This is a genomic window from Mesorhizobium sp. WSM4837 (assembly GCF_055811435.1).
Window position 1 is genome coordinate 29,993 of sequence record NZ_JBVVQE010000061.1, and the last position, 12,928, is coordinate 42,920.

The window sequence follows — 12,928 nt, forward strand, 5'->3', positions numbered from 1 at the left end:
GGAGTTATGAAAACCAAACACCATTCCTCATGCGGAGATGTCAGCATGGTTCGCCAACCCGCTCATTTTGTAACTTTTGTGACAAAGATATAGCGTTTTTATTAAATTATTGCAAGCCAGAGCAGGCTCTGGAGCATCGGCGTCACGGGCAGGCGGGAGATTTGCGAAATTTGCACCGGGCCGAGATTGCGGAGGCTCCAACTCCTGGGAGGAAGGAGCCATAACAAACGGAACGGCAACAGCTATTGGCCCGAGGTCCGCGAGCGCGCGATTCGGGTGTTAAGGAGCACTGGAGCGAGCACCTCAGAGTGTGGGGCGATCTGCTTGATGGCATTCCTGTGCTGCTGCACCGGGAAGAATGGGGGTCAACCCGAAGCGAATCTATCGAGGAGAGGACTCTGCAGGTCAGGGACAAGACGCCAAGGCGAAGCTGCCAGAAGATCGTGCCGATCCTACACAGAGTGACTAGGCGATGGACTTCGTGCACGACCAGCTGGCGACCGGCCGCAAGATCCGCGTGCTCACCGTTGTCGACACCTTCTCGCGGTTCTCGCCAGCGGTCGACGCTGCTCAACTATCGAGGCGAGGGTGGTCGCAAAGCCGTGTGCACAGGAATTTCCCTCACCGTTTCTTCGATTGATCGCGAGCGCCTAGCTGGGCTGATCAGGGATCGCAATGCGCGCAGCAGCTGGCGCGCTCAGATTATACTGTTGAGCCCCGACGGCGTGGGCGCTCACTCACTGTGGAGATCGTGCGGCAAAACGGCAAGTCCAAGACCTGCGTGTAGCGCTGGCAGGAATGTTTTGCCGCGGTAGGTTTTCGAGCGGCTGCGCGACAAGACCTCGCGCATTCCGCCGCTTCGACCGGAAGTGACCGAGCGCGTGGTGGCGCTGACGTTGGAAAACCCGCCGGGCGAAACGACGCACTGGACCGCCAACATGATGGCGCAAGCAGCCGACATGAACCCCAGTGCCTGCGATGTATCTGGAGGCGCACGGGCTGCAGCCAAACCGCTGGCAACAATTCAAGCTCTCCAGCGATCCGCAGTTCATAGACAAGCTGCGCGGCGTGGTCGGCCCCTACGTCGACCCGACGACGCACGCCATCGTGCTGTCTGCCGAGGAGAAGAGATCCACGGGAAGGGGATATCGACCGACGCTCTGGCAGAGTGAGGTTTCTGACCCGTTGGAATTCTTATGTTCAATGCAAGTGTTCAATGCAGGCGGCATAGCCACGACTGTCCACCCCGCCAATACTGGCTGGTCCTGCATAGGCTAGCTGCTAATGCGCAATATAGGAGACAGGCTCAAGACGACGGTTTGCAAACTCTTATGCGCGGGTTGGATACCGCATTTCCGTGTGTACGCCTGGGGCTGCTTCTATCTAAGCACGGGCATCGACGTAGTCGGCCACTCAGTTCCATCGAAGATTCCCCGACCGGGACCCTGCCTCCAACATCGAGCATCAGCAGATGATCGATCCTGTTTCCTCTTTCTAGTCTCTAATGCGCGCGATGCCGGCGGTCTTACGGTGGATGAGTACCCTCCTCCCGATCGCCCCTCCAGGCATGGACCCCGAAGGTATCCGCCAACAGGCCTCGCATTTATGACGTATTTCTCGCCCCCCGCGCTCGCTGACTTCCTTGACCTGGGACGATAATGGTTCTGACGTCCGTCTTGGTGAAAGGCCGGCCGGTCAAACCTGGACGTCAATGTGGATCTGCGTCTGCCACACATGTGCGCAGATCCTTCCGTCTTCATCCCGCACCATGGTGTGCCACACGGATGTCTGTCGGCCCAGGTGAAGCGGTCGGCATTCGGCGGAAATCCTCGCGCCTCTACAGGGGCGCACGAAATTCGTCTTGGACTCAAGCGTCGCCGTTCTTTGCATTGGTCCGAGGTTTCGCAGCGCCCCTATAGCGCCGAGGCTGTCCGCAAGGGACATGAGCACGCCGCCGTGCACCGCGCCGCCAGAATTGATGTGCCGGTTCTCGACGTCGATATGTGCAACGATGCGTTCGGGGGACACCTCGTCGAGCTCAATCCCAAGAACCTTCTGAAACCCTCGGGTTGGCATGCGCCTGATATCCTCCTCGCTCCACGGCCCCGGCGCGGCACGTATGGGGCTGACATTCCGCTCATTGATCATTGGGTCCCTCTGTCAAGCGAGCACTCAGCGCTCAGCTGCGGCAACAAAGTCAGATTCAGTGGCACCTCGACATCGAGGTAGCCCACAGCAATTCCATAATATCCGCCATGAACCTCCGGGCTCAGCGACTCGTCCATTGCAGCCAGCATCTCAACCAAGGGTCTGCTCTGGCCCTTTGAGCCCGAGCATCTCCCGGGCCTCATCTGGTGTCGCGATGTCGAAGGACAAAAGGGGCAGGATGTCCCGCATCCGCAACACCTGCTCCGCATTGGACCGGGCGAGCTTGCCTTTCTCGACGTAGAGATAATCCCCACCCGCACGTTTGAACCGATGGTCGCCCCCATGTTGTACAGCCGGAACTGATGCTTTCCGGTCGCAAGGACAGACCAGTGATAGTCCTGTCGAGGATCCGCTGCCGTCCGTAGGGAGAAAGCGATCCCATGTTCAAGGAAGCCAGCTCCCTTGAATCGCAGCGCGGCCGCGATCCGATCTTCGATGGCCGCCTTCGGGCCGCCGCTCGTTGTGATGTTGACGACCACATTGGACTCTCGGCGTATACGAGCGATAGCCGGAGCGTATAAGTCAGGGTGCGGGGTCGGGCGGCCGTCCTCCGGATTGCGGGCATGGAAATGGACGATCGCGGCGCCGCCTCCGCCGCACCGATCGCCCGCTCGGCGATCTGCTCCGGGGTGATCGGCAGATATGGCGACATTGTTGGCGTGTGCGCCTCGCCTGTGACCGCAAGTGATCACGACTTTGCGTCCAGCAGACATAAAAATACTCCAGTAGCTTACCTGGCCATTCTAATTGGGAAGGGACTTAGCAAGCGAGCAACGAGAGTTATTACGAGGGCCGAAGATTTATGGCCAGGTGATCAGAGGAGCGTGTCGCAGTAAATCATCACCGCGCCCAAGCCAAGTGAGCGCGAGTGATGAAAGCTTTCTGGTTGGAGACAGAAGCGCCCAGTCTGGCGAGACGTCATCCACCGTTCCCAACCGTCTCAATGTCCTCTGCTGAGCCGCGCTCCACGAACTTAGCGAGCTGGTCGGCCATGCGGCTAACTCGGCGATAACCTCGGCCTCTGGAGGTTATACGTGCCTGCGGCCTACGTTGGATACTTTTCGAGTCGGGCCATGCCAGCGCCGGTGTCAATCCAAATCTCCCGGCCGAGACTTCCGAATATCCTGGCGATTGCGGTCACACTAGGTCCGTCTGGTGCTTTTCCAATCGACGTAACGTAGCCGACACAAGCATCGTCCGACCAAATTGGAGCGTGAACCTGCGGGTCGGCCGGCGTCACCCCGGTGGTTCGAAATGCCATTATTTTGGTGACATGAGAGTCAATTTCAGTCCCTCCGAGCACCGCGGGGAGATACGCATTAACGTCGCGCCCCCATCGGGCAGCCCCCTTCGCTATACGCCGCCGCTCGATTGCCGATGAACCCACAGGCGCAAACCGCGGAACGGCCAACTTACTGTGCTCCAGAATGTGCTTGTAGAGTGTGACTGCATATTCGGTGGCGCAGAGAATGACAAATTCTGCGCCAATCGGCGAAACTATTACAGGCGTCACACCGATGTAGCTCCTAAGTATCCGCCCTATGTCGTCGAAGCCCGCTAAGGCGCGAATGACTTTTTCTGCCAATGGTCCAGCGATGAGAAATTGGGCCCAAGCCGAGGTTTCCTCGGCAACCCTACTCTGCACCGCTACAGATAAAAGAAACCGGCGGAGCCGAGGCGCCTCAGTTGGCTCGACAAGGAGCAGCCAATCGTTCGTCCCCTGTGGAAGAGCGGTGGGCATGCTCTCGATGCCCGCCCGCGCGTTCACAAGCGCCAATGTCTTGGCGGCCGTTCCAATCTCAGGCAGGGACTCGGCAGTCGTCTTCCTAAGAACATCCGTGGCGTCTGAGCCGCTGAGTCGGATCTTGCCAAAATAGCTCTGGTCCACGAGACCTGCGGCTGAGCCGAGCAGCGAGACCTCCGCCGAAATTGGATCATTATCAGGGTTGCCGAACGACGTCGCAACTTCCCAGCCGCAAACTGGCTCGAAATTGGCATTCTGTGCCTTGAGTAAAGGATGAACAGGGGAGATCCGCACGTCCCTGACGTTTTGGATAGAGCTGGGTTTTGTAAAAAAATAGGTGGAACTAGTCAGGTCAGGACCGATTAGTCGCAGCCATTCGTCCGACCTCTCAAATTCTTGGAAGCGACATATGTCAACATCCGTCACATCTTCAGTCGGAGAACCCTCAATAATAAGCTCGGAAAGTTGTCTACCTGCCCCGAGGCACGCACCGATGCCACCAGAGTTCATGCCGGCCAATGTATAGAATCCTTTCACCCGGTCAGCTTCACCGAGAATGTAGTGATGGTCCGGCGTGAATGCTTCTGGACCATTGATAAATGTCTTTATCTCTGCTCTGGCAAAAATGGGTAGTTTTTCGACAATGTTGTCTACGTACGGAGTCAGTTGCTCCCATCGCTCTGGTAGCAGACCAAATGCAAAATCGTTTGGCAAATCAGAGACATTTATGACTCGTGCGTTCTCATCGAATACACCCAGAAGAAGTCCTCCTACTTCCTCGCGGCCATAGAATAAGTCGTCTCCAGAACGAAAACTCGGTATGTCGGTGGGCATTTCGTCGATAGGCTTTGTAATAACATAGAAATGTTCATTAGCGACTATCGGCAGTGAAAGATTCACCATTCCCGCAATTTCGCGAGCCCAGATCCCAGCACAATTGATGATGATTTCGCAACTTATTTTCCCTTCCTCCGTTGCCACTGCGCGCACGCATGAGTCAGCAGCAATCGACGTTACTCGAGCATTCTCGAATACTTTCGCTCCCCTACGTCGCGCAAGGCGAAGTAACGCCTCCGTCAGGCCTGTAGGGTCCACACGGTATGCGTCAGGGTTCCAAAGGCCGCCCAAGATGCCTTCGGGAGAAAGGATCGGCAGCAAGTCCAGCGTCTCGGCAGAGGTCAGAACTTCTAGCGGGAGATCCGCGCTTCTACCATGGGCCGCCATCCGCCGCAGCCGCGTCATACTCTTTTCATCGTGAGAAAAGATCAGCCGTCCAATTACTTTTCGCCCGACGCTAAGCCCGGCTTCTTTTTCAATGGATTCAATCTCGCTTCGGGAATAGCGGAAATTCCGGAGGAAGGCAGGGCTTTCGCTTGTGGTCGCCAGTCCGGCGGCCGAATGCCAGGTCGTGCCACTGCCAATGGCGTTACGCTCCAATACGACAATGTCCGTACAGCCAAGTTTCGTGAGGTGATAAACGACGCTCGCACCCACGACGCCTCCGCCTATTACAACAACTTGGGCGTGCGACGGAAATCTAGACACTGCGTTGACTCTCCCTGTAGTACGTGTGTGCGCCTCGTGGCGATCAAGCGAAGAACGGATGAATTCGACGGGGGCATTTGGTCGTTCATCACATAACTTCAAAGACCATTTTTAACCTGAGGCTGTTGTAGGGGTAAGCTCATTGCGCGGAAACTATCGTGGACATCCGAGCTATCGCTCGCTTCTGGCCTGTTAGCTTCAATAAGCGCACCCGGTTGGTCACGCCCCATTTGTTATTACCGGCCTTTGGTTGTTATGGGGCGGAGATAATTGAGACCGCGTCCGGAAGGGCGTGGGCGCACACACCGGCAAATCGCCAACGGAGCCAAACAACTGAAATCTTACTTAGTTGCGGCCCCCTTAGCAAATCGCTGCATTCCCGCTTTCTGTAGACATCATCATCCGGTAAAGGCCGGTAATATCGTAGACTAGCAGATTGTGGCGCCGACGGATGGCCGACGCGACCAGCAGGAACAATGTGCATTTTAACAAGATCGCCGCGATTTCCGGATGCGCTTGACGAATTCGCGCGGCACCGGCGGCGACATCTGTCTTAATTTCCGCGACCTCGGTCTGCTGTGGCGGGCGCCTCATCTCGTTCTGCCACAACTTGCCGCCTTCGATCCGGCCAATCACGATCCTCGTTCTTTCGTCTGGATCATCGATCCCGAGCAGATCCTCTCCGCAATGCGACGAGTCGTAGGTCAGCACGGCGGGTCTTGGGCGGCGGCATCTGACGGATCAATGTCGGCAGCGGTAGCAGACTCGACATCGCCATCGGTATCTTCACCGCTGCGGCGACCGCCGCGTGATGACGGATACCCATGGCTTACCGAGTGGCTGGAAGGTGATACGGTTGGTTCCCTACGCGGACTATTGTGCGGATGCCCTAAAATACAGATCTTGCTGAGGGTTGCGACAGGGTGCTCGCCTTCTCATGGGGACGCTCGGCGGCTCCGCGACCAGCGCGCGCTGGGGCACCGGACAACTATCACGCCAAAGTCCGGCAGATCTGCGACCGGTTTTGGAAATACCACCGTGAGGGGAAGAATGATTGGGAGGAGAGGGGCGCGAAACATTCGGTTGGATCTCACGTAAGCGACTACGGCCAGGTCAGAACGAAAGTGCGGAACATAACTCATTCAAGTTGACCATAAGTTTTTCCTCTTGCCGCGAAGGCGCCCTCTGGTTGTTTGGGCGCAGGTGCCGTCCAAGCTGCAGAAGCGTAGGAGCGCGATCAAGATGAAGCTTAGCGAGTACGTCCAGTTCGACGCGTGCGAATTGGCATCTCTGGTGAAGGGAAGGGATGTGACGGCGAGCGACCTGTCACAGCTTGCCCATGCCGCTTTCAGTAAGGTTAATCCGAACATCAACGCGGTTATCGAGTTCTATGACGACTTCGAGAGAGTGGGGGCAGCAGCTTCAGGCCATTTCGAAGGAGTTCCGTTCTTCCGGAAAGACCTCGGACCGGGCGAAGCCGGGCGCCTGCAGGAAAAAGGCAGCAGGCTGTACCGTGGATACCGTCCCTCCGCCGATGCTACGTTTGTCAAATTGGCAAGGAAGGCGGGCTTGCGGCTGATTGGTAGAACAGCGACCTCCGAGTTGGGCATGTCAGGAGCGACCGAAACAATCCTCCACGGCATAACGCGAAACCCTTGGAACTTGGCTCTGACGGCTGGTGGTTCCTCAGGCGGCGCCGCAGCGGCGGTCGCCGCGGGTATCACGCCCATCGCTCACGCCAACGACGCCGGCGGTTCTATCCGAGGTCCGGCCGCATGGTGCGGTCTTGTCGGCTGTCTTCCTTCTCGGGGCCGGATTTCATCGGACGGCAACGAGGACCAGACGGGAGGCCGAGCCAGGGATTTTGTGATTTGCCGGAGTGTTCGCGACATGGCGGCAGCGCTCGACGCTTTCTCAGGGCCGCACTTGGGCGATGCATTCATTATTGTGAAGCCAGAGCGCCCGTTTTTGGACGAGCTTGAACGGTCAACTGGCAGGCTAAGGGTGGGAATAGCGCGCCGCACTTGGGGAGAGGTGGCTGTAGCCTCTGAAGTAGTGCGGGCGGTAGACGATACTGCGACCCTTCTCGCGGAAATGGGTCACGAAATCACCGAGATCCTACCGCCCTTCAATTTCGACGATCTTGTGACCCTGGCCCTGTCTGAAGCGGGTATGTATATGAACGAGCTTGAGGCTGCTGCCCGCTCGCTCGGCCGTAGCATCGACGCCGAGCACATTGAGCCGATCAATCTGAAGTACTGGGAGTACGGGCGTCGCGAGTTGTATGTTGACCGAAATGCGCTCCCCATTATAGCGCGGCAGGAGGCAGCCGTAAGAAGGTTGCGGCTTCAGGTGGCCGAAGCGACAATCGGTTTCGATATCTTGCTGACACCTAGTCAGCCGTTTGTAGCGCATCCGCATGGGGTGCACAGCCTGCTCGACACCGACTCGTCAGCAGAGGAGTGGACGCGACGGGCTTTCAAGGGCTGTCACTTGCCGATCTTCAACATAACCGGCCAACCGGCTGTGTCGCTCCCGCTCGCTGAGAGTGTCGACGGGCTGCCGATTGGTCTCCAAATCGTTGGGCGATTTGGTGACGAAGCCACACTAATCCGGGTCGCGCGAGATCTGGAGGAGGCAAGGCCATGGAAACATCGTCGGCCCGCGCTATTTGCCGGCTGAGAAGATCCGCGGCCTGCATAACAATCAGGGCTTTGCCATAATGCTTCCGCCGTCGACAGCCCAGGATTTTTAGCGGAGGCTGATGATCGAGATCAACAATCCGACAAATACAATCACAGATGAGAGTCTCTGGCATGCCAAAACGAGCAGTCGACATTCTAATCCTGAACGGTGACGTATTTACCGGCAACAGGGCTAGGCCCCACTACCGCCCTGGTGCTCTAGCCATCACGGACGGGGAGATCGTCGCTGTCGGCCCCGAGGCGGACATTGCGGCGGCCTACAGGGCTGCGACAACAATCGACGCTGGCGGCGCGCTAGTGCATCCTGGCTTTATTGAGACCCATCTGCACATGACTGGGATGCCATACCATGGCGCCCCGTTCTCACCGGCATCGGGCGCAGTGAGTAAAGTCAACTATGCCTCTCTCAAAGCGGCAACGACACCTGAAATTACGGCCGCCTACTCGGCGGCGGCGGCTTGTTCGATGCTCCAGCGGGGGTTCACGCTTCACTTCGAGCCTGGAACAGTGTTTGAGACTGATGCATTTGCGGATGCCATGACGCGGTGCGGAATGCGGGCGATGGTTTCGGCGCCTTTCGGATGGGATGATTTATCGTCTTTTCGCGAAATTTTCCCACAATTGCACAATGACGCATTGGCAGAACGGGCACCGCCGGACGCACAGCGTGTCGTCGACCAATGGAGCTACGAGCTTAGGCGTAACAAGGACGAGAACGCGCTGGTCCGGGGGTACGTTTGTCTCTATGGCGAAGGCACTGCGACTGACGACTTGACGCGTGAAGCGGCAAAGCTTGCCGCACATTCTGATGTCATCCTTTGGCAGCATCAATCGTTCCTGGCGGAGTTCGTGGCGGACGAGAAACGGAAGCGCGGTGACTCGGGAGCCGTGCGCATGCATCGTCTGAACGCTCTCAAGCCATCCACTATGTTGTCCCATATGAACATTCTCGACGATGCCGACGTCGAACTCATCATCTCCGAAAAGCCGGGGCTTTCGTGGTGCCCCAATAATGCCCTTGGTTACCGGGTCACCCCCCCTCATAAATGCTGGTTCCCATATCTTTATAAGCAGGGTGTGAGCGTTTCGCTGGGGATCGATACAAACGTGATCCATCCAATTGGTATTGCCGGCCTTCTAAGCCTTTACCTCTCCGCGTCCATTGGCGAGCGGCTCCACGACGCTGATCCGTTTTACATGCAGACGATTGACGCGGCTATGAACGTTGGGCTGGGCGACCGCATTGGTAGTCTTGAGGTGGGCAAACGGGCTGACGTGGTCATCCGCGAGGCACGCGACATCACCCATTTTTCTTGGCGTGACGACTCTGGGATCTTGCTGGCGCTATCTTCGTCCATGATCCCTGTCGACACAGTGCTGGTTGACGGCAAAATCGTGATGAAGGGCGGGAGGCTAGCCACCATGGATCAAGACGGCATCCTTGCTGAAGCTTTGCGGCAGCGCGATGCGCTTGCGTCGAAGCTGGAAGGATGATGCCCTTGGCGACCGTTGGGCATCGAGTCCTGAAGAACGGTATCCGACACGGAACCTTTGGTGGCCCAAGTGCTCGTGTGACACCGAACTGTGAGACCGTTTGTCGGCCTCTGCCGGTGAGGTGGCTCGCCCTACACCGCGCGTCCGCCGAGCCGATCCTCACCACAGGAGGACGTGCCGTGGCGGCACGACCGTCGCCATTGGAGACCGCGACGGGAACGTTGTGGCCGTGGCGCATGGCTATCTGCCGCACAATTCCTATAACGAGTATCATACCTACGTTGGGGCGGCCCCGTCGCTTCGCGGACTCTGAGCGAGGCAAAGGGCTTGGCAACTACTCAATGCCCGCATGATCGTCAGCGTATTCCGCGATGTCGAAGCGACCCACATACATGAGCTCGTGTCGGCGACCAACACTCCTTTACGCCGCCTGAGGTGTCCGACAGGAACTTGCTCTCGCGTGCGGCGTCGCCTGGCCGAGCGAGAGTGGACGTTTCACCCGATAGCATCAGTCCACCGAGTTCATCACGTCGAAGGTAGACAAGATGCCGCCAAGCTTGAACTTCGCCTTACGCGCCGCTGCAGTGCGGCCGGACGAGCCGCGAGAGAAGGAACGGCCATGACCGCATGCATCGTCGGCTGGGCGCATTCGCGCTTCGGCAAGCTCGACGGCGAAACGCTGGAGGGCATGATTACGAAGGTGGCGGTCGACGCGTTGGACCACGCCGGCATCGGCCCCGACGACGTGGACGAGATCGTGCTCGGCCATTTTAACGCTGGCTTCTCGCCGCAGGACTTCACCGCGAGCTTGGTGTTGCAGGCGGACGACCGTCTGCGCTTTAAACCCGCGACGCGCGTGGAGAACGCCTGCGCGACCGGTTCGGCAGCGGTCAAGCAGGGCATTCGCGCGCTCGACGCGAAGGCAGCACGCATCGTGCTGGTGGTCGGCGCCGAGCAGATGACGGCCGTCCTACCGGCGGAGGTGCAGAAGAACCTGATCCGCGCCTCCTACATGAAGGAAGAGGGCGATATTCCGGCAGGTTTCGCCGGCCAGTTCGGCAAGATCGCTTCCGCCTACTTCCAACGCCACGGCGACCAATCCGACGCACTGGGCGCCATTGCCGCGAAGAACCACAGGAACGGCGTCGAAAATCCCTACGCTCACATGCGCAAGGATCTCGGCTATGACTTCTGCCGGCAGGAGAGCGACAAGAACCCCTTCGTCGCCGGGCCCCTGAAGCGGAGCGATTGTTCTCTGGTGTCGGACGGCGCTGCGGCGATCGTGCTGGCCGACGCGGTCACGGCTCTCGCCATGCGCCGCGCGGTTGCCTTCCTGGCCAACGAACATGTGCAGGATTTTCTGCCGATGTCGAAGCGCGATATCCTGCTGTTCGAAGGCTGCGAGGAAGCCTGGACGCGGGCGCTGAAGAAGGCGGGCGTGACGCTGGATGACATTTCCTTCGTGGAGACGCATGACTGCTTTACCATCGCCGAATTGATCGAATACGAGGCGATGGGACTGGCGAAGCACGGCGAGGGCGGGAAGGTTGCGCTGGAAGGTCAGACGGAGAAGGGTGGCCGTCTGCCCGTAAACCCCTCGGGCGGGCTGAAGGCCAAGGGCCATCCGATCGGGGCGACGGGCGTCTCCATGCACGCGCTGACGGCCATGCAACTGACCGGCGAGGCCGGCGGCACCCAGGTGGGGGGCGCCAAGCTCGGCGGCATCTTCAACATGGGCGGTACCGCGGTAGCGAACTACGTTTCGATCTTGGAGCGGATCAAGTAGTTGGACCTGATAGGCCATACTCTTGCCGCTCCTGTCGAATTGATGGACTGACGGAGGCACTCGAACAGCAGGAGATTCTGGCATGGCAACCAAATGGTTTTCGGCGGCTGCTTGTCTCCCTTGCTTCCTTGCGGAGCTGAAGCGCAGACATCAGCCCGAACGTTGCCGTTGCAGCTGGCGACCGAAAACGCCCGTTCAGGTCGCCCAGAAATTCTGCGACACGCATCTGCCGGGCACCATGGAGGCGGAACGGGCCATCCAGCCTCTGCCGCCGTTGCTGCGCGCCGCGATGGACGAAGCGGTGAGGAAGAACAATGCGTGAGCGGCTGCGCATCCGGGCGAAAAACCGCCGCTCAGGGATGGCGTGCCCTCCTATCCAGACGTGCGTGAGGTGCAGGAGTCCGGTGATTCGGTGTCGGTTGTGGGCGGGACGTCATGGCATGAACGCGAACCACTTGTTCATCTGGATGAAACAAGCCCGGCAAGTGCGATTGGCCGATCCAACCCGCTGCCCGAGACCCGACCGATCGCCTTCATTGACATGGGTGGCCGAGGATGGAGACGAAGCCATGCTGCTGAACGCGGCGGATGAGATCGTCCTTGGCAACGGCTCGTCGGTTTCGCGATTCTGGCGCTGCGAGACGCGGTAGCGGTCGAGCGGCACGGCGCCGCCAAGCGCGTCGTCGGACGCACGGTGTTGTACACCTCGACAACGAAACGCGCACCGGCCCGGAGCGCGATCTTCTCTACGCATGCCATCCTTGGGCAGGTCGCCAGGTCCATATTCATGAGGTGATCGACACGACGCAAAGGTTTTCCGCTGCAGCGTTTCTGGCCAGGTATCGGATCGTTGGCTGGAGATTCCAGCGTGGATGTTCGATCGGGTCGCCAGCGCGAACTGGCGCATCATAGCTGTTCCGCACGTCGACCTTGCCGCGCTCGGCACTTTGGCGATCCTGCAGCATGACTGCGCATTTCGCAAAAGCCGGACAGTGATTCCGCTAAGTCGCGGACAGCTGTGGAGTGCACCCCCAGACTGAGACAAGGCAAATCGCGGACAGTTTCCGTGTTACGCCTATGCGGCCTTGTCCATCTCTCGTCTGCGTGAATGCTTCTGTTCGTATTCCTCCGGAGTTAGATAGTCGAGCGCCGAATGTAGCCGTTGCTGGTTGTAGATGGTATCGATGAAGGCTCCGATCCGTTTGCGCGCATCGGCCGCATCCTTGTAGGTGAGGCCTTGCACTTCTTCCTGCTTGAGCGTTTTCATGAAGCTTTCCGCCTTCGCGTTATCGTAAGGATTCCCGACACGGCTCATGCTCGCCTGGATACCGTGACGATGCAGAAGTTCGGAGTAGGCCCCGCAGGCGTATTGAACTCCGCGGTCGGAATGATGGACGAGGCCCCCTGGCTCGGGCTGGCGGTTAGCGATGGCCATCTCGAGAGCCT

Annotated in this window: 10 protein-coding genes and 2 pseudogenes; 6 read left to right on the top strand and 6 right to left on the bottom strand. The window is 58.7% G+C overall.

The genetic code is table 11. The annotated features are described in order from the left end of the window. Window positions 1-469: 469 nt before the first annotated feature. Window positions 470-583, top strand: a pseudogene (locus AC0L3D_RS27715) (IS3 family transposase); the annotation flags it as partial. A 395-nt stretch (window positions 584-978) separates the two neighbouring features. After that, entirely contained in the window at window positions 979-1,278 is a 300-nt protein-coding gene (locus AC0L3D_RS27720; RefSeq protein WP_473646448.1) for a hypothetical protein, read from the top strand. Between the two features lie 417 nt (window positions 1,279-1,695). Here AC0L3D_RS27720 and AC0L3D_RS27725 read toward each other — a convergent pair whose 3' ends face one another. The 4 genes and pseudogenes from AC0L3D_RS27725 to AC0L3D_RS27740 all read right to left on the bottom strand — a co-directional run bounded on the left by AC0L3D_RS27725 (window position 1,696) and on the right by AC0L3D_RS27740 (window position 6,208). Then, complete coding sequence (locus AC0L3D_RS27725; protein ID WP_473646449.1) at window positions 1,696-2,148, bottom strand: PaaI family thioesterase; 453 nt, start codon at window positions 2,146-2,148, stop codon at window positions 1,696-1,698. 150 nt (window positions 2,149-2,298) lie between these two features. Beyond that, window positions 2,299-2,921, bottom strand: a pseudogene (locus AC0L3D_RS27730) (beta-keto acid cleavage family enzyme). A 332-nt stretch (window positions 2,922-3,253) separates the two neighbouring features. Further along, window positions 3,254-5,497 carry an FAD-dependent oxidoreductase gene (locus AC0L3D_RS27735; protein WP_473646451.1) on the bottom strand — a complete coding sequence of 748 codons (2,244 nt, stop codon included), beginning with the start codon at window positions 5,495-5,497 and terminating at the stop codon, window positions 3,254-3,256. A gap of 360 nt (window positions 5,498-5,857) precedes the next feature. Next, a complete protein-coding gene (locus AC0L3D_RS27740) occupies window positions 5,858-6,208 on the bottom strand; it encodes an aspartate/glutamate racemase family protein (RefSeq protein WP_473646452.1) in 351 nt (116 codons plus the stop codon). Between the two features lie 531 nt (window positions 6,209-6,739). On the opposite strand from AC0L3D_RS27740, the gene AC0L3D_RS27745 reads away from it, so the two are divergent. The 4 genes from AC0L3D_RS27745 (at window position 6,740) to AC0L3D_RS27760 (ending at window position 11,804) form a co-directional block, all read left to right on the top strand. Continuing rightward, a complete protein-coding gene (locus AC0L3D_RS27745; RefSeq protein ID WP_473646454.1) occupies window positions 6,740-8,179 on the top strand; it encodes an amidase in 1,440 nt (479 codons plus the stop codon). 134 nt (window positions 8,180-8,313) lie between these two features. Continuing rightward, window positions 8,314-9,696: an amidohydrolase family protein gene (locus AC0L3D_RS27750; protein ID WP_473646455.1), complete on the top strand. Its 1,383-nt coding sequence runs from the start codon at window positions 8,314-8,316 to the stop codon at window positions 9,694-9,696. Between the two features lie 619 nt (window positions 9,697-10,315). Beyond that, a complete protein-coding gene (locus AC0L3D_RS27755; RefSeq protein ID WP_473646457.1) occupies window positions 10,316-11,482 on the top strand; it encodes an acetyl-CoA acetyltransferase in 1,167 nt (388 codons plus the stop codon). Window positions 11,483-11,564: 82 nt separating this feature from the next. After that, window positions 11,565-11,804 (top strand): hypothetical protein, encoded by a 240-nt coding sequence (locus AC0L3D_RS27760; protein WP_473646459.1) that lies wholly within the window; start codon window positions 11,565-11,567, stop codon window positions 11,802-11,804. Window positions 11,805-11,915: 111 nt separating this feature from the next. Here the strand turns inward: AC0L3D_RS27760 and AC0L3D_RS27765 are convergent, their stop codons facing one another. Beyond that, window positions 11,916-12,392: a hypothetical protein gene (locus tag AC0L3D_RS27765; protein WP_473646461.1), complete on the bottom strand. Its 477-nt coding sequence runs from the start codon at window positions 12,390-12,392 to the stop codon at window positions 11,916-11,918. Window positions 12,393-12,557: 165 nt separating this feature from the next. After that, on the bottom strand, window positions 12,558-12,928 hold a 371-nt coding region (locus AC0L3D_RS27770), incomplete at its 5' end, for a transposase (RefSeq protein WP_473646463.1).